19 protein-coding genes are annotated in these 19072 nt (G+C 72.5%); 9 read left to right on the forward strand and 10 right to left on the reverse strand.

What is annotated here, in order from left to right; genetic code table 11:
• Together M8C17_RS00555 and M8C17_RS00560 are read right to left on the reverse strand one after the other, a co-directional pair.
• Positions 1–1143: an acyl-CoA dehydrogenase family protein gene (locus M8C17_RS00555; RefSeq protein WP_252414128.1), complete on the reverse strand. Its 1143-nt coding sequence runs from the start codon at positions 1141–1143 to the stop codon at positions 1–3.
• A complete protein-coding gene (locus M8C17_RS00560) occupies positions 1140–2255 on the reverse strand; it encodes a Xaa-Pro peptidase family protein (RefSeq protein ID WP_252414129.1) in 1116 nt (371 codons plus the stop codon). The genes M8C17_RS00555 and M8C17_RS00560 overlap by 4 nt, the downstream gene beginning before the upstream one ends.
• A gap of 230 nt (positions 2256–2485) precedes the next feature.
• On the opposite strand from M8C17_RS00560, the gene M8C17_RS00565 reads away from it, so the two are divergent.
• Positions 2486–3856, forward strand: a complete 1371-nt coding sequence (locus M8C17_RS00565; protein WP_252414130.1) for a glycosyl hydrolase family 18 protein — start codon at positions 2486–2488, stop codon at positions 3854–3856.
• A gap of 60 nt (positions 3857–3916) precedes the next feature.
• Here M8C17_RS00565 and M8C17_RS00570 read toward each other — a convergent pair whose 3' ends face one another.
• A complete protein-coding gene (locus tag M8C17_RS00570; protein WP_252414131.1) occupies positions 3917–4798 on the reverse strand; it encodes a winged helix-turn-helix transcriptional regulator in 882 nt (293 codons plus the stop codon).
• Positions 4799–4881: 83 nt separating this feature from the next.
• On the opposite strand from M8C17_RS00570, the gene M8C17_RS00575 reads away from it, so the two are divergent.
• Positions 4882–6159 (forward strand): MFS transporter, encoded by a 1278-nt coding sequence (locus M8C17_RS00575; protein WP_252414132.1) that lies wholly within the window; start codon positions 4882–4884, stop codon positions 6157–6159.
• Positions 6160–6171: 12 nt separating this feature from the next.
• On the opposite strand, the gene M8C17_RS00580 is transcribed toward M8C17_RS00575, so the two are convergent.
• Positions 6172–7239: a DUF4037 domain-containing protein gene (locus M8C17_RS00580; RefSeq protein WP_252414133.1), complete on the reverse strand. Its 1068-nt coding sequence runs from the start codon at positions 7237–7239 to the stop codon at positions 6172–6174.
• 119 nt (positions 7240–7358) lie between these two features.
• Here M8C17_RS00580 and M8C17_RS00585 point away from each other — a divergent pair, with 119 nt between their 5' ends.
• Entirely contained in the window at positions 7359–7586 is a 228-nt protein-coding gene (locus tag M8C17_RS00585) for a hypothetical protein (protein ID WP_252414134.1), read from the forward strand.
• A gap of 58 nt (positions 7587–7644) precedes the next feature.
• Positions 7645–8571 carry a 5'-3' exonuclease gene (locus M8C17_RS00590; protein ID WP_252414135.1) on the forward strand — a complete coding sequence of 309 codons (927 nt, stop codon included), beginning with the start codon at positions 7645–7647 and terminating at the stop codon, positions 8569–8571.
• A 30-nt stretch (positions 8572–8601) separates the two neighbouring features.
• On the opposite strand, the gene M8C17_RS00595 is transcribed toward M8C17_RS00590, so the two are convergent.
• Positions 8602–9213 (reverse strand): TetR/AcrR family transcriptional regulator, encoded by a 612-nt coding sequence (locus M8C17_RS00595; protein ID WP_252414136.1) that lies wholly within the window; start codon positions 9211–9213, stop codon positions 8602–8604.
• A gap of 136 nt (positions 9214–9349) precedes the next feature.
• Here M8C17_RS00595 and M8C17_RS00600 point away from each other — a divergent pair, with 136 nt between their 5' ends.
• Positions 9350–10369 carry an aldo/keto reductase gene (locus tag M8C17_RS00600; protein WP_252414137.1) on the forward strand — a complete coding sequence of 340 codons (1020 nt, stop codon included), beginning with the start codon at positions 9350–9352 and terminating at the stop codon, positions 10367–10369.
• Positions 10370–10414: 45 nt separating this feature from the next.
• Here the strand turns inward: M8C17_RS00600 and M8C17_RS00605 are convergent, their stop codons facing one another.
• A complete protein-coding gene (locus M8C17_RS00605; protein WP_252415044.1) occupies positions 10415–11134 on the reverse strand; it encodes a SigB/SigF/SigG family RNA polymerase sigma factor in 720 nt (239 codons plus the stop codon).
• 384 nt (positions 11135–11518) lie between these two features.
• On the opposite strand from M8C17_RS00605, the gene M8C17_RS00610 reads away from it, so the two are divergent.
• Positions 11519–12343: a hypothetical protein gene (locus M8C17_RS00610; protein WP_252414138.1), complete on the forward strand. Its 825-nt coding sequence runs from the start codon at positions 11519–11521 to the stop codon at positions 12341–12343.
• A 32-nt stretch (positions 12344–12375) separates the two neighbouring features.
• Here the strand turns inward: M8C17_RS00610 and M8C17_RS00615 are convergent, their stop codons facing one another.
• Positions 12376–12768: a DUF6223 family protein gene (locus tag M8C17_RS00615; protein ID WP_252414139.1), complete on the reverse strand. Its 393-nt coding sequence runs from the start codon at positions 12766–12768 to the stop codon at positions 12376–12378.
• Between the two features lie 276 nt (positions 12769–13044).
• Between M8C17_RS00615 and M8C17_RS00620 the strand changes: the two genes are divergently transcribed.
• Positions 13045–14175: a sensor histidine kinase gene (locus M8C17_RS00620; RefSeq protein WP_252414140.1), complete on the forward strand. Its 1131-nt coding sequence runs from the start codon at positions 13045–13047 to the stop codon at positions 14173–14175.
• A complete protein-coding gene (locus M8C17_RS00625) occupies positions 14172–14834 on the forward strand; it encodes a response regulator transcription factor (protein WP_252414141.1) in 663 nt (220 codons plus the stop codon). The genes M8C17_RS00620 and M8C17_RS00625 overlap by 4 nt, the downstream gene beginning before the upstream one ends.
• Positions 14835–14930: 96 nt before the next feature.
• On the opposite strand, the gene M8C17_RS00630 is transcribed toward M8C17_RS00625, so the two are convergent.
• The gene (locus M8C17_RS00630) at positions 14931–16139 is read right to left on the reverse strand and encodes a sugar MFS transporter (protein WP_252414142.1); all 1209 of its coding nucleotides are present in this window, start codon (positions 16137–16139) and stop codon (positions 14931–14933) included.
• Positions 16140–16188: 49 nt separating this feature from the next.
• Here M8C17_RS00630 and M8C17_RS00635 point away from each other — a divergent pair, with 49 nt between their 5' ends.
• Positions 16189–17280 (forward strand): LacI family DNA-binding transcriptional regulator, encoded by a 1092-nt coding sequence (locus M8C17_RS00635; protein ID WP_252414143.1) that lies wholly within the window; start codon positions 16189–16191, stop codon positions 17278–17280.
• Here M8C17_RS00635 and M8C17_RS00640 read toward each other — a convergent pair.
• Both M8C17_RS00640 and M8C17_RS00645 read right to left on the reverse strand, forming a co-directional pair.
• Positions 17261–17923 (reverse strand): response regulator transcription factor, encoded by a 663-nt coding sequence (locus M8C17_RS00640; RefSeq protein WP_252414144.1) that lies wholly within the window; start codon positions 17921–17923, stop codon positions 17261–17263. The genes M8C17_RS00635 and M8C17_RS00640 overlap by 20 nt on opposite strands.
• The gene (locus M8C17_RS00645; protein ID WP_252414145.1) at positions 17920–19050 is read right to left on the reverse strand and encodes a sensor histidine kinase; all 1131 of its coding nucleotides are present in this window, start codon (positions 19048–19050) and stop codon (positions 17920–17922) included. Before M8C17_RS00645 ends, M8C17_RS00640 begins: the two co-directional genes overlap by 4 nt.
• Positions 19051–19072: the final 22 nt, after the last annotated feature.

Here is a 19072-nt window from a genome sequence, read left to right on the forward strand (position 1 = left end):
TCAGCCCTTGGCGAGAGCCCGGGAGATCACCACCCGCTGGATCTGGTTGGTGCCCTCCACGATCTGCAGCACCTTGGCCTCGCGCATGTACCGCTCCACCGGGTGGTCGGCCACGTAGCCGGCGCCGCCGAGCACCTGCACGGCATCGGTGGTCACCCGCATCGCCATGTCGGTGGCGAAGAGCTTCGCCTTGGCCGCCTCGATCGAGTACGGGCGCCCGGCGTCGCGCAGCCGGGCCGCCGCGAGGGTCAGCGCGCGGGCGGCGGAGATCTGGGTGGCCGCGTCGGCGAGGGTGAAGCCCAGCCCCTGGAAGTCGATGATGGCCCGGCCGAACTGCTGCCGCTCCCGGGCGTATCCGACGGCGTAGTCCAGCGCGGCCTGGGCCAGCCCGACGGCGCAGGCCGCGATGCCCAGCCGGCCGGAGTCCAGTGCGGACATCGCGATGGTGAAACCGACACCCTCGCCGCCGATCAACCGATCGGCCGGCACCCGCGCCTCGTCGAAGGCGAGCTGCGCGACCGGCGAGGCGCGCAACCCCATGGTCCGCTCCGCGGCCTGCGGTGTGATGCCCGCGGTGCCGGCGTCGGCGAGCAGGCAGGAGATGCCCTTCGGGCCGGGCCCGCCGGTGCGACAGAAGATGTTGTAGAAGTCGGCGACCCGGGCGTGGGTGATCCACGCCTTGGTGCCGGAGACGACGTACGCGTCGCCGTCGCGGACCGCCCGGGTGCTGAGCGCCGCCGCGTCGGAGCCGCCCTGCGGCTCGGAGAGGCAGTACGCGCCGAGCAGGTCGCCGCCGAGCATGTCCGGCAGCAGCTTGCGCTGCTCGTCGTTGCCGAACGCGGCCACCGGGTAGCAGGACAGGGTGTGCACGCTGACCGCCTCGGCGACGGCGAGCCAGCGGCTGGCCAGGATCTCCAGCACCTGGAGGTACACCTCGTACGGCTGGGCCGCGCCGCCGTGCTCCTCCGGGTACGGCAGGCCGAGCAGGCCCGCCCGCCCGAGGGTTCGCAGCACGTCGCGGGGGAACTCGGCGCGCTCCTCGAAGCCGGCGGCTTTCGGCGCGAGCTCGCGGTCGGCGAGCTCGGTGGCGAGGTCCAGCAGGTCGTGGGCCTCGTCGGTGGGGAGGATCCGGTCGACAGTCATAGCGCGATGAGCTCCGTGGGGGTGGTGTTGAGCCGTTGCACGCCGTCTGAGGTGCAGACGACGATGTCCTCGATGCGGGCGCCGTGCCGGCCCGCGAGGTAGATGCCCGGCTCGATGGAGAACGCCATTCCCGCCTCCAGCGGCCGGTCGTTGCCGGCCACCAGGTAGGGCTCCTCGTGACCGTCCAGGCCGATGCCGTGGCCGGTGCGGTGCAGGAACGCCGGGCCGTAGCCGGCGGCGGTGATCGGCTCCCGGGCGGCGGCGTCGGCTTGCGCGCCGGTGATCCCGGGCCGTACCGCCGCCACGGCGGCGCGCTGGGCGTCGTGCAGCACCGCGTAGTAGTCCAGGAACTCGGCCGGCGCCGGCCCGCCCGCGACGTAGGTGCGGGTGCAGTCCGAGCGGTAACCCGAGGCCATGGTGCCGCCGATGTCCACGACCACCGGCTCGCCGGCGCCGATCGGCCGGTCCGAGGTGCCGTGGTGCGGGCTGGCGCCGTTCGGCCCGGCGGCCACGATGACGAAGTCGACGGTGACGTGCCCGGCGGCGCGGATCGCCGCGGCGATGTCGGCGGCCACCTCGGCCTCGGTGCGCCCGGGGCGCAGCCACTCCCCCATCCGTCGGTGCACCTCGTCGATCGCCGCGCCGGCCTCGGCGAGCGCCGCGACCTCTGCGGGGGATTTGCGGATGCGCAGCTCGCGCAGCACCTCGCCGGCGAGCCGCTGCGTGGCGTCGGGGAGAGCGGTGCGCAGGGCGAGGACCTGCTCGGCCCACATCCGGTCGGCCAGACCGACCGTCGTGACGGGGCCGTCGAGGGCGGTGACGACCAGGGGGTACGGGTCGGCGCCGTCGGGGTGGTCGACGATGCGTACCCCGGTGGCGGGTGCCGGGGACGCCTCCGCCGCCGGCCGCTCCAACGTCGGCACGATCAGGGTCGGCTCGCCCTGGGCGGGCAGCACCAGGCAGGTCAGCCGCTCCCCCTCGTGGGCGTCGTACCCGGTCAGGTAGCGGAGATCGGAGCCGGGGGTGAGTAGCAGGGCGTCCAGGCCGGCGGCGGCGGTGGCGCGCTGCGCCGCGGTCAGCCGGTCCGGCGGGTACAGCTCGTCGGTTCCCACGCCGTCAGCTTAACGGTCGTTTGGGGATCGCCGGGAGTGGGCGCGTCGCCGCGCCGCGTACATCCCGGCCGCCGGAAGCCCGGAAATCCACCGACGTTGATTGACGTCGACAGTTAACACTCTTTAAGATTTGGCTGCCTCGAGGCCCACCCGTCCCTGCGTCCCGTACCGCCCGCCCGCGACGACCCCGCGCGGGCGGCTGTCGTCCCCCGCCCACGGGAAGGCCCCCGATGTCCTCACCACTGCGCCGCGCCCTCGCCGCCGGCCTGCTCGCGCTGGCCACCGCCGGCGCCACCCTCACCCTCGTCCCCACCGCCGCGCAGGCCGTGGTGCTGCCCAACAACTTCAAGAGCGTCGGCTACATGCCCTCCTGGGCCGGCAACGTCAACACCATCCAGTACAACAAGCTCACCCACATCAACTACGCGTTCGTGCTGCCCAACAACGACGGCAGCCTGCGCGCCGTGGAGAACCCGAGCAAGCTCTCGTCGCTGGTCTCCCTCGCCCACGCCAACAACGTCAAGGTGTCGATCGCGGTCGGCGGCTGGAACGACGGCAACGACTCGGCCTTCGAGGCCCTCGCGGCCAACTCCGGCAGCCGGACCAACTTCGTCAACAACCTGGTCAACTTCGTCAACCAGTACAACCTCGACGGCGTCGACATGGACTGGGAGTACCCCGACCCGGGTGCCTCGGCCAACAACTACACCCAGCTCATGACGCAGCTCGGCAGCGCCATGCACAGCCGTGGCAAGCTGCTCACCGCCGCCGTGGTCTCCGAGGGCGGCAGCGTCGAGGGCGTCCAGACGGCCGTGTTCGCGCAGGTCGACTGGCTCAACATCATGGCGTACGACGGCGGCAACCCGCACGCCAACTACGACTGGTCGGTCGCCAGCATCAACCTGTGGAAGTCGCGCGGCCTACCGGCCAGCAAGGCCGTACTCGGGATCCCGTTCTACAGCCGCCCCGGCTACTACACCTACTCGGCGCTGGTGGCCATGGACCCGGCGAACGCCAACCGGGACTGCACCACGGTCGCCGGGGCCCAGCAGTGCTACAACGGCATCCCGACGGTGAAGCGCAAGACGCAGTGGGCGCTGGCCAACGCCGGCGGCGTGATGAACTGGGAGCTGTCGCAGGACACCACCGGCTCGACCTCGCTGGTCAGCGCGATGTACGACACCATCATGGGCGGCACCACCCCGCCGCCGACCGGCCGCACCGGCCCGATCACCGGGATCGGCGGCAAGTGCGTCGACGTGGCATCGGCCAGCACCGCCAACGGCACGGCCGTGCAGTTGTGGGGCTGCAACGGCAGCAACGCGCAGAGCTGGACCGTGGCCAGCAACGGCACGCTGCGCGCCCTCGGCAAGTGCGCGGACATCGCCGGTGGCTCCACGGTCAACGGCGCCAAGGTCCAGCTGTGGGACTGCAACGGCAGCGGCGCCCAGGTCTGGCAGGCCCAGTCCAACGGGACGCTGCGCAACCCGCAGTCGGGCAAGTGCCTGGACGCCACCGGAAACAGCTCCGCCGACGGCACCCGGTTGCAGATCTGGGACTGCTTCGCCGGCGCCAACCAGCGCTGGACCCTCCCGGCCTGACAGCCGCACGCAAGGGCTCCCCGCGGTGACGCGGGGAGCCCTTGCGCACATCCGCCCCGATCAGGCGGTGCGGTGCTCGCGGACCAGGTCGAGCATCTCGTCCACCGAGCCGGCCGGATCGGTGACCGGGAACTGCACGGCCCGGACCACCGCCGCCGGGTCGACCAGCACCGTCAGCCGCTTGAAACGCGGGACCCCACCGGCGCGGAAGGTGGGCAGCAGCAGCCCTGCGGCGAGCCGACCGTCCTGGTCGGACAGCAGCGGGAACGGCAGCCGGGCGTGCGAGGCGAACTCGGCGAGCTGGTCCGGCCGCTGCGTGCTGACGCCCCGCACGTCCGCACCGGCGACGCGGAAGTCCGCGTACCGGGTGGCGTAGGTGTTCGACTCCAGCGTGCAGCCCCGTGCACCGGGAATCTCCGCCCAGCCCGGCGGATACGCGTGCGCCTCCGGCGCGTACGCCCCGGGAAAGAAGTAGAGGACGCTCCAGGCGTCGGTGCCGGTCAACGCGACCGGCTGCCCGTCGGGTCCGGGGAGGGCAACGTCGGGCAGTCGCCGGCCGATCAGGTCGTGCACCCGGCGCGCCTCGCCGGAGGCGGCGTCGGCGGTCGCGGTCAGCTCTCCGTCACCCATCAGGTGCCTCGTCCCCCAGTCCTGCAGTGCGATCAGCACCGGTAGCAGTCCTTCACCCCTGGCAGTGAGCAGGTAGTCGTGGCGCGGTGGGTGCTGCGAGTACGGCCGCCGCTCCAGCACACCGTGCTCGACCAGCGCGGTGAGGCGTTCGGTCAGCGCCCGCCGGCTGACGCCCAGCTCGCGTTGGAGCGCGTCGAAGCGGGTCGTCCCGCCCGCGATGTCGCGCACGATGAGGAACGTCCACCAGTCCCCCAGCACGCCGAGCGCCTGCGCGATGCCGCAGTCCGCGTCGGCAAGATCCTCCCGCCGCACCCGTCACCCCCGTCCGTGTCGGCTTCGACTATAGTCCGTTCCAGATTGGAACGCACTGGCTCGGCTGAACGGGGGCGGACGACATGCGCGTCGGAGAGCGGGCCGGAGTGTTCTGGCGATGGTGGACCGCCGGCACGACCAGCATGGTCGGGTCGGCGGTCGGCGCGGTGGCCCTGCCGCTGACGGCGCTCACCGTGCTCGACGCCACCGCGTTCCAGATGGGCCTGATCGCCGCGGCCAGCTACGTCGCCTGGATCGTGATCGGGCTGCCCGCCGGCGTCATCGTGCAGCGCCTCCCGTTGCGCGGCGCCCAGATCGGCGCCGACCTGGCCCGCGCGGTCGCCGTCGCGTCGATCCCCCTCGCCTGGTGGTGGGGCCACCTCACCGTCACCCACCTGGTGGTCACCGCACTCGTGGTCAGCTTCGCCAACGTGCTCTTCGACGTGGCCAACTCGACCTTCCTGCCCAGCATCGTCGACCGTGAACAGCTCCAGTCGCGCAACAGCCTCACCTCGGCCACCCACGCCGCCACCCAACTCAGCGGCCCCGCGCTCGGCGGCCTCGCCGTGCAGGCACTCGGGGCGGTGCCCACCCTGCTCGTCGACAGCGCCAGCTACCTCGTCTCGGCCGCGCTGCTGCGTACCCTGCCCGCCCGCCGCGCCGACGCGCCGGACCGCTGGCCGCCGGTCGGCGAGCTGATCCGCCAGGGCTGGCGCTTCGTCGCGTACCACCCGGTGATGGGCCCGAGCATGTGGGCCGCGACGGCGATGAACTTCGTCTGCGGCGCGCAGTTCGCGCTCTACCCGCTCTACCTGGTCCGTGAGCTGCACGCCCCCGCCGGTCTGGTCGGGATACTCCTCGCCGTCGAGGGTGCCGGCGCACTCGTCGGAGCGGCGCTCACCTCATGGATCACGACACGGATCGGCACCGCACGCGCATTGATCGCCGCCGGGTTCACCACGGTCGCCGGGGCGTTCCTGATCCCCTGGGGCACCGGCTGGCCGGCGTACGCCGCCTTCGCCGCCGGCAACGTCGTCTTCTCCCTCGGGACGGTGGTCCTCAGCGTGACCACCCGGACCTACCGGCAGATCGCCAGCCCGCCCGACCTGCTCTCCCGGGTGATGGCAACGGTGCGGTTCGTCTCCTGGGGCGCGATCCCGGTCGGCGGGCTGGTCGCCGGCGCGGTGGCCGGGCCGCTGGGCGCCCGGGCGACCCTGCTGATCGTCGCCGGCGTGGTGGTCGCCGCGCCGCTGGTGCTGCTGCTCTCCCCCGTCCGGCACCTGCGCGACCTCACCGACCACGACCGCGACGAGGGCCCGACCCAACCCGACGCGCCGGCGGTCACCGTCGGGGGTCGGTGACCACACGGCCTGTCAGAGGCTGCCGGCGACCCGACGCACCCGGGCCGCGTCGGCGAGCACATCGGCGCTGTGCACGTACTGGTCGATCGCACCCAGCGGCGGCCGGTGGCGCAACGCCGGGTCGGTGATGGCGGCACTCAACGCGGCGGCGACCCGCTCGGCACGCAGCACCAGGAACGGGCGGCTGTGAAAGGGCTCGGCCCGGGCGTGCACCGGCGCCGCCAGAGCGGTCTCGTCGGTCCACCGGGCCACCGTCTGCAGGGCCTCGACGAGCCCGGCCTGGCGCCGTGCCCAGTCGCCCGGGCCGAGCGCGTCGCCAAGCGCCGCGATCACCGGCTCCGCACCGGCGACCCAGCCGAAGACCGTGCCGAGCCACTTGTCGTACGGCGGCCAACGCCGGTGCAGCAGCAGGCCGAGCCGCATCAGGTCCCGGGCCAACCCGGCGGTCACCACCCGGCTGCCCAACTCGTCACCCACCTCGGCGCACCGGCCGGGCAGGTGCTCCGCCTGCGCGATCCGGGTCCAGGCGGCGGCGAGCACGTGCCGCCACACGTCCGACGGATACCAGTCCACCGCCGTACGCCGGGCCGTCAGCGCGCCGCCGAGACCGTCGTGGAAGACCGCACCGCCGGTCACCTCCGCCAGCCGCTGCGTCGGGATGGCGAGCCAGTCCGCCGTGGTGACCCCGGCGGCCGGGTCGAAGCCGAGCCGGCAGCGCCACCAGCCAGCCACCTCGTCGACGCTGACCCCGTGCCGGCTGCCCACCGGATCGGCGCGTCCAAGCCGCTCGTTCTCGCCGGAGAAGCGGGTCGGCCAGCCGAGGAATTCCATCGGCAGCTCGGCGCTCAGCGCGGCGTGCAGGTCGGGGATCCGGGCCGCCTCGGCCGCCGGGACGAACAGCTGCAGGCGCGGCCCCCAGTCGTGGTCGGTGGACCGCGCGGTGTCCAGGCCGAGCAGCTCCGACCCGCCGTCGAGTAGTCCGGCCGCGTACCGCAGATCGGGGTCATGGCGGCGCAGGATCGGCGCGACCACCTCGTCGTGGTAGCGGCGGGCCAGCGTCAGACCGGGAAGGAACGCCATACCGGCAGTCTGCGCCGCGCGGCGACCAGCCCGCAGCGCGGTTTGCCGGCCCGGACGTCCCCGGAGGTCATAGCCTGGATCGGAGTGCCCGCGCGGGCACCCCGACCGGGAGGACCGACGTGGCACCGAACGAGGCGAACCCGGCGGCGACCCGTCGTCGCCGGCAGCTGTGGGCCGGGGTCCTCGCGCTTGTCGGCCTGGTTCTGCTGGTCATCGGCCTCACCGTGGCCGACGGCGTCGCGGCCTGGGTCGAGGTGGTGGTGGCGATCCTGCTGCTGGTGGCGAGCTACGTCGTGCAGTACCTGGCCCGGCGCGAGACCCTCTACCGGCGCGGCGAGCGGCGCTGACACCACCGGCGGCCGGGCGTACCCCCGATCGTCGGAGGGCTGTGCCAGGCTGTCGGGCGTGGCACACCGATCCCCGATCCTGCTGATCGACGCACCCAGCCTCTACTTCCGCGCATACTTCGGCATCCCCGAGTCGGCCGCCTCGGCCGAGGACGGCACCCCGGTCAACGCGGTCCGCGGTTTCCTCGACATGCTCGCCACGCTGATCCGCGGGCGCGGTGCGGACCGGATGGTCTGCGCCATGGACTACGACTGGCGCCCGGCGTGGCGGGTCGACCTGCTGCCGTCGTACAAGGCGCACCGGGTGGCTCCGCAGGGCGGCGAGGTCGTACCGGACACGCTCTCCCCGCAGGTGCCGATGATCCTCGAGGTGCTGGCCGCCGTCGGCATCACCGTGGTCGGGGCGGCCGGCTACGAGGCCGACGACGTGCTGGGCACGCTGTCGGTGACCCAGCCGGGCCCGGTGGAGGTGGTCTCCGGCGACCGGGACCTGTTCCAGCTCATCGACGACGCCCGGCCGGTCCGGCTGCTCTACGTCGGGCGGGGCGTGGCGAAACTCGACGACTGCGACGACGCGGCGGTGCGCGCACGCTACGGTGTGCCGGCCGACCGGTACGCCGACTTCGCCGCGCTGCGCGGCGACCCCAGTGACGGCCTGCCCGGGGTGCCGGGCGTGGGCGAGAAGACCGCCGCCCGGCTCATCGAACGGTACGGGAACATCGCCGGCATCCTGGCCGCCCTGGACGACTCGGACTCGTCCTTCGCGCCGGGCCTGCGCGCCAAGCTGGCAGCCGCCCGCGACTACCTGGCCGTCGCGCCGACGGTGGTCCGGGTCGCGCTGGACGTGCCGCTGCCCGAGCTGCCCACCGCGCTGCCGACGGCGCCCGTCGACCCGGACCGCCTGCTCGAGCTGGCCTCGACGTGGAACCTGGCCGGCTCGGCCCGCCGTCTGGTGGACGCCCTCGCCGCCCGCGCCGACGCCTGACCACCGGCGGTCCGGTGACCGCCGGGCACGTCACGATGTCGCGGCCGACCCTCCCTGGTGGACGCGCAGTCCTGCGATGACGAGTTCGACCATGCGTCGCGCGTCGTAGCGGGGGTTGTTGTCCGCACCGATGCACAGGTTGCCGACGCCGCGCAGCAACTCGTAGGCCTGCACGTCGCGGCGGATCTCGCCCGCCCTGGCAGCGGCGTCGAGCAGTTGGGCGCACACGGGCACGAGGCGGTCGATGAAGTAGGCGTGCAGGGTCTGGAAGGCGGCATCGTCGGACTGCAACGCCTCGGCGAGGCCGTGCTTGGTGACCAGGAAGTCGACGAAGAGGTCGATCCACCGCGCCAGGGCGGCGTGCGGGGTGCCGCTGCTCGCCAACAGCGTCGGGCCGGCCGCGGCGCACGCCTCCACCTGGTGTCGGTAGACGGCGACGATGAGGTCGGCGCGCGTCGGGAAGTGCCGGTAGATCGTGCCCACGCCAACGCCGGCCCGGGCCGCGATGTCGCGCACCGGGGCATCGACGCCGGAGGCGATGAACGCCGCGGCGGCAGCGTCCAGCAGTGTCTCCTGGTTGCGCCTGGCGTCGGCGCGCTTCCGGGGGGCTGGCGACCCGGACCCGCCGTCGGTGTCGACCACGGCCTCACCACCTCCGTCACTCCGCTTGGCAAACGGAACGCTGTTCCGTATATTGGTTAACGGAACACTGTTCCGCTTGCCCATGATGCCAGAACGGGCGAGCCGGAACCCAGCCGCCCCTCAGGAGGAACAACTCATGCAGTACCGCACTTTGGGCCGGACCGGTGTGCAGGTCAGCACGCTCGTGCTCGGCGCCATGAACTTCGGCAGTCTGGGCCGTACCACCCAGGACGAGGTCACCGCCATGGTCGACGCCGCCCTGGAGGGCGGGATCAACCTCATCGACACCGCCGACATGTACAGCCAGGGCGAGTCGGAGGAGATGGTCGGCAGGGCCATCGCCGGCCGCCGTGACGACATCGTGCTGGCCACGAAGGCGACCATGCCCATGGGCGACGAACGCAACCATCAGGGCAGTTCCCGACGGTGGTTGGTCACCGCCCTGGACGACAGCCTGCGCCGTCTGGGCGTCGACCATGTCGATCTCTACCAGATCCACCGCTGGGACCCGAGGACCAGCGACGAGGAAACCCTGTCGGCGCTGACCGACCTTCAGCGGGCGGGGAAGATCCGCTACTTCGGCTCGTCGACGTTCCCCGCGTACCGCATCGTGCAGGCCGAGTGGGCCGCCCGGGAGCACCACCTGAGCCGTTACGTCACCGAACAGCCCAGCTACTCGATTCTGCAGCGCGGGATCGAGGCCCACGTCCTGCCCGTGACCGAGCAGTACGGGCTCGGCGTCCTGGCATGGAGCCCGTTGGCCTCGGGCTGGCTGTCCGGTGCCGTCCGCGCGGGCCAGGACATCACCACCAGCCGTTCGACATTCATGCCGCAACGATTCGACACCACCATCCCCACCAACCGGGCCCGACTCGATGCCGTCGAGCAGCTCGCCACGATCGCCGACGACGCCGGTCTGACGATGATCCAGCTCGCGCTCGGCTTCGTCACCGCACACCCCGCCGTGACCAGCGCGATCATCGGCCCCCGCACGATGGACCATCTGCACTCGCAGCTCGCCGCCGCGGACACCGTGCTCTCCGCCGACGTGCTCGACGCCATCGACACGATCGTCGCTCCCGGCGTCGACCTCGCCGCACACGAGAAGTTCGACACGCCGCCCGCCCTGCTCGACCCGGCGCAGCGGCGTCGCTGATCGCGTCACGTGGGCGGCGCTGGCGACCGGCGAGGTGGGCGGTGGTCAGTAGGCGTCGACCAGCGTGGTGCGCAGCTTGGCCAGCGCGCGGGCCAGCAGGCGGGACACGTGCATCTGCGAGACGCCGACCTGTGCAGCGATTTCGCTCTGCGTCTGGTTGCCGTAGAAGCGCAGGGTGAGGATCTTTTGCTCACGCTCGTCGAGCGTGGCCAGCGCCGGACCGAGCGCCACCCGCAGCTCAGCGATGGCGAACTCGGCGTCTTCGCCGCCCAGCATCTCGCCCAGTTCGGTGGCCCGCTCGCCGTCGCCGACCGGGGTCGACAGCGACACCGCGTTGTACGCCCGCGCACCTTCCAGTCCTTCCAGGACCTCTTCCTCGGTGAGCTTGAGGTGGGCGGCGATGTCGGCGACCGTCGGCGAACGACCCAACGTCTGCAGCAGCGTGCTGTTGGATTCCGAGATCGCCAGGCGCAGCTCCTGCAGCCGGCGGGGCACCCGAATGTCCCACGTGCGGTCCCGGAAGTGGCGCTTGATCTCCCCGACGATGGTGGGGATGGCGTAACCGGCGAAGTCGACGCCACGGGATGGGTCGAACTTGTCGACTGCCTTGATCAGGCCCAACGCCGCAGTCTGCGTGAGGTCCCCGGTCGGCTCGCCGCGCCCGCTGTAGCGGTGGGCGAGGTGGGTGGCCAGCGGCAGCCAAGCCTCGATCGCCCGGTCCCGGAGCGCGGCACGTGACGGATCGTCGGCGGGCAACGCCGCCATTGCGAGGAGCAGCTTCGTGGCGGGTGAGCGGGTCGACGCGTCGTGGTTGATGCGAGCGCTTGTCGGGGTGGGCCGGTCGGTGGTGGTGATCATGCTGGTTCCTCCGCATCGCGACCGGCGGCACTCCGTCTCTGCGGCGCCGACCGTCTGAACAGACGGTAGACCAAAGGTCTGCTGAAACCTAACCGAAAGGCCGATGTGTCACTGGCCTCTGCTCTGAGATATCGCGAGCCGCATCACGGGCGGTGCGGGAGTCCCAGCTACGTCATACGGTTCGTGGTCGCAGGTCATCACAATGGACACAGCAAGCCGGGCGAGAACGTCAGTTCCGTTTTGGATGCACATGATCGTCATCCCCGCCATCCACGGCTGAGGAGCCCACGAGTGCAGGTCAGCATGGCCACCAGCGCGGGTAGGGCCGGCCGCCCGAACGAGGACTTCGCCGGCGCTGTTCCCGGCGCCGCCGTGCTGCTGGACGGCGCGGGCATCCCGGGCACCGAGTCCATCTGCTCCCACGGTGTCGCCTGGTACACGCACCGTCTCGGCGGCGCGCTGCTCGGCCGGCTGTCGCGGGACGACGGGCGGGACCTCGCGGCGATCCTCGCCGACGCGATCGACGAGACAGCGGCCGATCACCGCAGCACCTGCGACCTCACCGACCCCAGCAGCCCGCAGGCGACCGTGGCGATCGTCCGCGCCCACCAGGGCCGCCTGGATCACCTCCTGCTCGCGGACTCCTTCCTCGTCCTCGATGAGGCCGGGGACGGTCCGCAGGTCATCACCGACGAGCGTGAGGTCGCCAGCAGGCGCCTCTGCTCGGCACCGTTGGAGGGCGTTGCGACGGGCACACCGGAGTACGACCGCATCCGAGAGTCCTGCGTTCGGACGATGCGGTCCCGACGCAACCAACCGGGCGGCTACTGGATCGCCAAGGATGATCCGCGGGCCGCGGAGGAAGCGGTGACCGGCAGCCGGTCCCTCGACGGCCTGGCCGGCCTCGCGTTGCTCAGCAACGGGGCCAGCCGCATCGTCAGCCCGTACGACCTGACCGACTGGCCGGGCGTGCTCGGCCTGCTCGGCGCGGACGGGCCGGCCGAGGTCATCCGCCGCGTCCGGCAGGCCGAAGCCCGCGGCCCCGTGGGCGCCGATGCCCAGGTTCCTGACGACGCCACGGTTGTGCACTGCACCCACCTGCCGCGTCGCCACTGACCCGGCACTCCGCCGGGTCAGCGACGCGGCGGTCAGTCAGCGCGGCGGGGCCGGGCCAGAGCCAACCCGCCGACGACCAGGGCGATCAGCCCCACCACCAGGGCCACGTACGCTCCGCCGCGCCCGTTGCCGGTGCCGATGCCGCTGTCGGAGGTGACCACGACCAGCCCGCCGAGGGCCATGGCGATCAGCCCTGCCGCCAGGGCCGCGAAGGCCCCGAGGTGCCCGGTGCCGAGCCGACCGCCGGGGCGGGCCAGCGCCAGCCCGCCGATGATCACGCCGACCAGCCCCAGCACCCCGCCCACGCTCGCCCCGAGTCGACCGGCGCTCATGGTGGTGACACTGGCGGCGGCCGGCTGGGTCGCCACCTGCGCGGCCGCCGGGGCGGCGAACCCGACGCCTCCGATCAGGACGGCTCCGGTCACGGCGAGCACACGTCGAACTGACCTGAGGGCTACCGGTGAGCTCATGGTCCGCTCCCCTTTCGTACGTCTGGCTTCCGAGGTTCTGATGTCGCCCTGATCCTGTCGCCGTTCACACCGCCCGTCGTCCCGCAGCCGCAGGCAGTTCGCGCTGCCATCGCTGACGCATCCCGCTGCTGCGGACGCCGCAGGCGCCGCGAAGGTACTGCGTTCGCGGTAGACGACAGCTCGTCCGCCAGCAGGAGTCGCCCCACGGTGACATCGGGCTAAGGTGCGCCCATGAGCACAGGACGGCCCGCTGTTCGGGCCGGTGTCAGAGACTGGGCCATCGCCGTCTGCGTGGCGGCGGTGCTGCTGATCGCCGGGCTGTCCGAGGACCACTCCGCCACGAACACCGACCTGCTCGGCTACGCGCTGCTGGTCGCCGGTGGCCTGGCCCTGTCCGCGCGCCGCCGGGCTCCCGTACCCGTCCTGGCCGTCACCGGGCTGTGCGCGGTGGGCTACCAGGCGGTCGGCTTCGACGTGCCCGCCGTCGCGTTCCTGTTCGCCGTGTACGCCGCCGTGCGGGCGGGCCATCGCGTCGTCACGGTGGTGGCGGCCGTGCTGATGCTGGCCGCTCTCCCCCTCGCGGCCCTCGCCCTGCCACAGGAGATGTCCGTGACCGAGGCGCTCGCGCGTGCCCGGGGCGCCCTGGAACTGGCCTGGCTGGTCGCCGCCGGCGCCGCGGGTGAAGCGCTGCGGCAGGCCGAGCGGCGGGCGGACGAAGCTGAGCGCACGCGGGAGGAGACCGCAAGACGCCGCGCCGACGAGGAGCGACTGCACATCGCGCGGGAGCTGCACGACTCGCTCACCCACCAGATCTCGATCATCAAGGTGCAGGCCGAGGTCGCCGTCCACCTGGCGCGCAAGCGCGGTGAGCAGGTGCCGGAGGCCCTGCTGGCGATCCGGGAGGCCGGCCGTGAGGCGACCCGCGAACTACGGGCGACCCTGGAGACGCTGCGCGACGACGGCACGGCACCGCCGCACGGGCTCGACCAACTCCCGGACCTGGTGCAACGGGCCCGGATGACCGGCCTGGACGCGACGTTGACGATCGAAGGACAACGACCCGAGGTGCCCGCCGCGGTGGACCGGACCGCCTACCGGATCGTTCAGGAGTCGCTGACCAACATTGCGCGTCACGCCGCCGCCGCCTCGGCCTCGGTCCGCATCGACTACCGCCCGGACGCCCTGGCGATCCGGGTCGACGACGACGGCAGTGCCACCCCGGACACCGCCCCGATGCCTGGCGTCGGGCTGCTCGGAATGCGCGAACGCGTCACCGCGCTCGGCGGTCGCCTCCGCGCGGAACCACGCGACGAGGGCGGCTTCACCGTCCACGCCGAGCTCCCCGTGAGCCGGACGGCATGATCCGCGTCCTGCTGGTCGACGATCAGCCGCTCCTGCGCAGCGGTTTCCGCGCGCTCCTCGACGTCGAGGACGACATCGAGGTGGTGGCCGAGGCCGCCGACGGCGCGGAGGGCCTGGCTCTCGCCAGGAAGCACCTGCCCGACATCGCGCTCGTCGACATCCAGATGCCCGTCCTGGACGGCATCGAGGCGACCCGGCGCATCGCCGCCGACCCGGCCCTGGCGCGGGTGCACGTCGTCATCCTGACCAACTACGGCCTCGACGAACACGTCTTCCACGCGCTGCGCGCCGGCGCCGCCGGGTTCCTCGTCAAGGACATCGAGCCTGAAGACTTCCTGCACGCCATCCGCGTCGCCGCGCGCGGTGACGCCCTCCTCGCGCCGTCGATCACCCGCAAGCTGATCGATCGGTACGTCACCGCGCCGCTCCACGCGGTTTCGGAGAGGACTCTGCACGGGCTGACCAATCGCGAACGCGAGACCGTGGCCCTGCTTGCGCAGGGCCTGTCCAATGACCAGATCGCCGAACGCCTGGTGATCAGCCCGCTGACCGCCAAGACCCACATCAACCGGGCGATGACGAAACTCCACGCCCGTGACCGTGCCCAACTCGTGGTCCTCGCCTACGAATCCGGTCTGGTGACCCCGCGCAACCGCTGAAAGCCGGGAAGCTCGGCCAACGACCGGCGGCGCTCATCCCGACGGGCACGGATGCCCGACTGGAGCTTTCGGGGTGAATCGCGGCGAGGCGCTCGTCTACGCGGTGGTGCGGCGGGCGCGAAGCCCGCCCCACAGCAGCAGGACGCAGAGGCCGATCAGCACCGGCTCCAGCGCGAAGGCGGTGGCCAGTCCGTGCTGGTCTGCCAGGCTGCCGAGCAGGTAGGGGGAAGCGGCGGCGACCAGGCCGAGGATCATCTGCGAGCGGGCGTTGGCGCGGTCCTCACGACCGTCGGCGGCGTCGAGGGTGAGCGCGAGTGCGAGCGGATAGAGGTTCGCGATGCCCACTCCACACAGGAACAACCCCAGGATCGCGAGGGCAGGTTGATCGGTCAGCCAGAACAGGACGAAGCTGGCAGCGGTGACCGCCAGTGAGGCGTACAGAAGGGCGACGCTCCGGCCGGCGCGGCGGGTGAGCCGCGCGCCGAGCAGACGCCCGATCAGGATGCCGAGGTAGTTGCTGCTCAGCGCGGTGCTGGCCGCGGCGGCGGACAAGCCGGTGTGCAGGAGCATCTGGGGGCCGAAATAGACCAGACAGAACTCGATCGCCGAACTGACCGCGGTCAGCACGGCGAACAGCCAGCAGGCCACCGGCAGCCGTCCGGCACCCCGGGTGGCGTGGCGCTGAGGCGCCGTCGGCAGCGGTTGGCGGCGGTAGCGCAGGTAGAGCACCACGAGGACGGCGGCCGGCAACGCGAACGCGGCGCGCCAGCCCACCGCGCTGGCCGCCAGCGCGCCGAGGACCAGCGGGGCGAACACCGCGGACGCGCCGGCGCCGATGTTGGCCTCGGTCAGCGCCCGGTCCCGTCGGCGACCGTGCCGGTCGGACAGGATCGCCTGGATCACGGTCAGCAGCGTCGTCCCGGCCAGACCGAACACCCCGGCTCCGAGCAGAGTGGCGGGGACGCCCTGGCCAAGGGTGAACAGAGCCGCACCGATGACGGTGGCCAGAGCGGAGGACCACAGCAGCACGTCCCTCGCCAGACGGCGGGCCGCCCACGCGAACCCGGCGCCGGCCAGGGCCGCGCCCATCGACCACAACACCGAGTAGACGCCGAGCAGCGTGTAGGAGAAACCCACCTCCGCACGCAACAGGCTCACCGCCGGCCCGAAGGCGTACAGCCAGAACGTGTAGCAGCCCACCGCGGCGTACGAGAGCACGGTCGGCGCGTCCCGCACGAACGAGTCGGCGTCTTTCGGCTCGGAGGGATCGGCCGAGGTCACCCCGGCAGCGCTCGGGACGCCCATCGCAGGCTTCTGCCTCGCTGTGTATCGATACACAAGTAGAGTCTGGGCCATGAACCGCCCCGCCGGCAACCCGAAGCAGCGGCCGACGATGCGCCAGGTGGCTCTCGCCGCCGGCGTCTCGCCGATGACGGTCTCCTACGTGTACTCCCAACCTGAGCGGGTGTCGGCCGAGGCTGCGGCGAAGGTACGCGCGGCAGCGCTGGAGTTGGGCTATCCCGGGCCACACCCGGCCGCCCGCTCCCTGCGTCGCGGGCGGGCGGGCTCGCTCGGCGTCGTGCTCGGTGAGCGGCTGAGCTACGCCTTCGACGATCCGCAGGCAGCGCGCTTCCTCGCGGGGGTCTCCGACGTGTGCGCCGCCGAGGGCGTCGGACTCACCCTGGTACCGATCACCGGCGCACCCTCCGACGCCCAGCGTGTCGCGCAGGCAGCCGTGGACGGCTTCGTCGTCTGGACCACCAGCGACGACGATCCGGTCCTGGACGCCGTCACCGACACCGGCCTGCCGGCGGTGGTCCACGCCGGTCCGCACGGACGGGGGATGCCGGTGATCGGCATCGACGACCGGGCCGCAGCCGCTGCGATCGGACAGGTGGCGTTCGCCGGGGCCCGGCGTCCGCTCGTGCTCGGCTTTCCGCTCGACCGGAGCCGCACCCGTCACCTGCTCACCGGCGACGAACCGGTAGGCATGAAGTTCCCGGTGACCCGCCACCGGTGGGAGGGCTTCCGGGACGCCTGGACGCACGCGGGCCATCCGGCCGCGGATCTGCGACTGGCCGTCTGCCCGGTCAACCACATCACCGAGGGCGAAACCTTCGCCTCGGAACTGCTGGAGGGCACCGACCCGCCGGACGCCATCGCCGCCATGAGTGACGAACTCGCCCTCGGTGCCCTGCGAGCCGCCGCACGCGCCGGCCTGCGCGTACCCGACGACCTGGCCGTCACCGGCTGGGACGACAGCGACACGGCCGCACCCGCCGGGCTGACCACCCTGGCACAGTCCCTGCGCGACCAGGGAGCTCACTGCGCCCGGGCCGCGCTCGGACGCCCCACCAGGGCCGCAGCGCGGCACGAGTGGCACGTCGTGGCGCGCACGACCACCCGCCGTCCGAACACGACCGGTGTCACCGACGGCGCGGCGTGACCAACCCCGACTCGTACGCCCACACGACCAGCTGGGCACGGTCACGGCAGTGCAGCTTCGTCATGGCCCGGTTGACGTGTGTCTTGGCGGTCAACGGGCTGATCACCATGCGCGAGGCGATCTCGTCGTTGCTCAGCCCCCGGGCGACGAGCTCGACCATCTCCTGTTCGCGGGCCGTCAGCACGTGCCGGCCGGCGGCCGGGTCGGCCCGGGGCGGGCCGGCGACGAACTCACTGATGAGCGCCCGCGTGACCACCGGTGCGAGCAGCGCGTCCCCGCGCGCCACGACAGCAACGGCCTGCAGCAGGTCGGCGGGGTCGGCGTCCTTCAGGAGGAACCCGCTGGCGCCCGCGCGGAGGGTGGCGAAGACGTAGGAGTCGAGCCCGTAGTTGGTCAGGACGAGGACGCGAACCGCGGCGAGGTCGGGATCGGCGGCGATGCGGCGGGTGGCTTCGATGCCGTCGAGTCCCGGCATCTGCACGTCCATGAGCACGACGTCCGGCCGTAGGCGTCGCGACAGGTCGACGGCCGCGGCGCCGTCGGCGGCCTCCCCCACGACCTCCAGGTCGTCCTCGGCGTCGAGCAGCGCCCGGAATCCGGCCCGCATCAGAGCCTGGTCGTCGGCGAGCAGAACGCGGATCATGCGGGGCCGTCCAGCGGGAACGTGGCTCGTACCGCGAACCCGCCGTCGTCACGGGCGGCGGCGTTCAGCACGCCGCCCAGTCCGGTGACCCGTTCCCGCATACCGCGCAGGCCCACACCGGGTGTCACCGGTCGGACCGACGACGCCTGGCCGTCGTCGATGACCGAGACGGTCAGCGTTGCCGGGGCGTACTCGACGGTGATCCGCGCGGTGGCGGGGCCGGCGTGGCGGGCCACGTTGGTCAGGGCCTCCTGGACGACCCGGTACCCGGCCTGGTCGACCTCGGCGGGCAGGTCGCGGCGCTCACCCGTGACGGTCACCTGCACCGGCACGCCCGCCGCCCGGGTCCGCTCGGCGAGCTCGTCCACACGGGCCAACCCGACGCAGTCCGCGGCGGAGGGCGAGCGCAGGACGTCCAGCGTCGACCGCAGTTCCCGCATCGCGGCGCTGCTGGCCTCCTGGATCGCCAGCAGCGTGGCCGACGGTTCCTCGCCGTGCTTGCGGGCCAGGTGCAGGGCGATCCCCGCCTGCACCTTGATGACGGAGATGCTGTGGGTCAGCGAGTCGTGCAGATCCCGGGCGATGCGCAGGCGCTCCTCCCCGGCGCGGCGCAACGCCATCTCCTCACGGGTGCGTTCGGCCTCGACCGCCCGCTGCTCGACCTGTTCCAGGTACGCCCGACGCTGCCGGGCGACGAGCCCGGCGACGTTCGCGGCCACGAACCAGCCCAGCAGCAGGGCGCTGCGCTCGACGATCTGCTGACCGGGCCGCCCGGCGGGCGCGACCGAGATGTCGCGGGCCAGGAAACCGCCGAGGAAGACGACGCTGGCCAGGGCGGTGACCAACCGGTGCCCCCGCCAGGCGGCCACGTAGACCGCGCCGAGGACGGGAAACGCGGCGGCCACCCCGGCGTGCACCCGCAGGTGGAGGCCCAGCATGGCGGCGGTCACCGCGATCAACGCCACCACCGGGTAGCGCCGACACACCGCCACGGCCGCCGCCATGACCACGATCAGGGCGACGTCGACCACCCGCACCGGTGCGGCGTCCGGCGCGATCACGGCGTTGGCGAACAGGAGGACGCCGAGGGTGAGACCGCTGAGGGCGTACGGCAGGTCGCGGCGCATGGTCGAACTGTAGAACGGCCGT

It is taken from the genome of Micromonospora sp. RHAY321 (genome assembly GCF_023896955.1).
Taxonomy (GTDB): Bacteria; Actinomycetota; Actinomycetes; order Mycobacteriales; family Micromonosporaceae; genus Micromonospora.

Excerpts from the sequence above, each read along its gene's own strand:
- M8C17_RS00565 (WP_252414130.1), top strand. The coding sequence starts at position 2,486 with ATGTCCTCACCACTGCGCCGCGCCCTCGCCGCCGGCCTGCTCGCGCTG.
- M8C17_RS00580 (WP_252414133.1), bottom strand. The coding sequence starts at position 7,239 with ATGGCGTTCCTTCCCGGTCTGACGCTGGCCCGCCGCTACCACGACGAG.
- M8C17_RS00645 (WP_252414145.1), bottom strand. The coding sequence starts at position 19,050 with ATGCGCCGCGACCTGCCGTACGCCCTCAGCGGTCTCACCCTCGGCGTC.
- M8C17_RS00575 (WP_252414132.1), top strand. The coding sequence starts at position 4,882 with ATGCGCGTCGGAGAGCGGGCCGGAGTGTTCTGGCGATGGTGGACCGCC.
- M8C17_RS00625 (WP_252414141.1), top strand. The coding sequence starts at position 14,172 with ATGATCCGCGTCCTGCTGGTCGACGATCAGCCGCTCCTGCGCAGCGGT.
- M8C17_RS00635 (WP_252414143.1), top strand. The coding sequence starts at position 16,189 with ATGAACCGCCCCGCCGGCAACCCGAAGCAGCGGCCGACGATGCGCCAG.
- M8C17_RS00620 (WP_252414140.1), top strand. The coding sequence starts at position 13,045 with ATGAGCACAGGACGGCCCGCTGTTCGGGCCGGTGTCAGAGACTGGGCC.
- M8C17_RS00600 (WP_252414137.1), top strand. The coding sequence starts at position 9,350 with ATGCAGTACCGCACTTTGGGCCGGACCGGTGTGCAGGTCAGCACGCTC.
- M8C17_RS00640 (WP_252414144.1), bottom strand. The coding sequence starts at position 17,923 with ATGATCCGCGTTCTGCTCGCCGACGACCAGGCTCTGATGCGGGCCGGA.
- M8C17_RS00605 (WP_252415044.1), bottom strand. The coding sequence starts at position 11,134 with ATGGCGGCGTTGCCCGCCGACGATCCGTCACGTGCCGCGCTCCGGGAC.
- M8C17_RS00630 (WP_252414142.1), bottom strand. The coding sequence starts at position 16,139 with ATGGGCGTCCCGAGCGCTGCCGGGGTGACCTCGGCCGATCCCTCCGAG.
- M8C17_RS00555 (WP_252414128.1), bottom strand. The coding sequence starts at position 1,143 with ATGACTGTCGACCGGATCCTCCCCACCGACGAGGCCCACGACCTGCTG.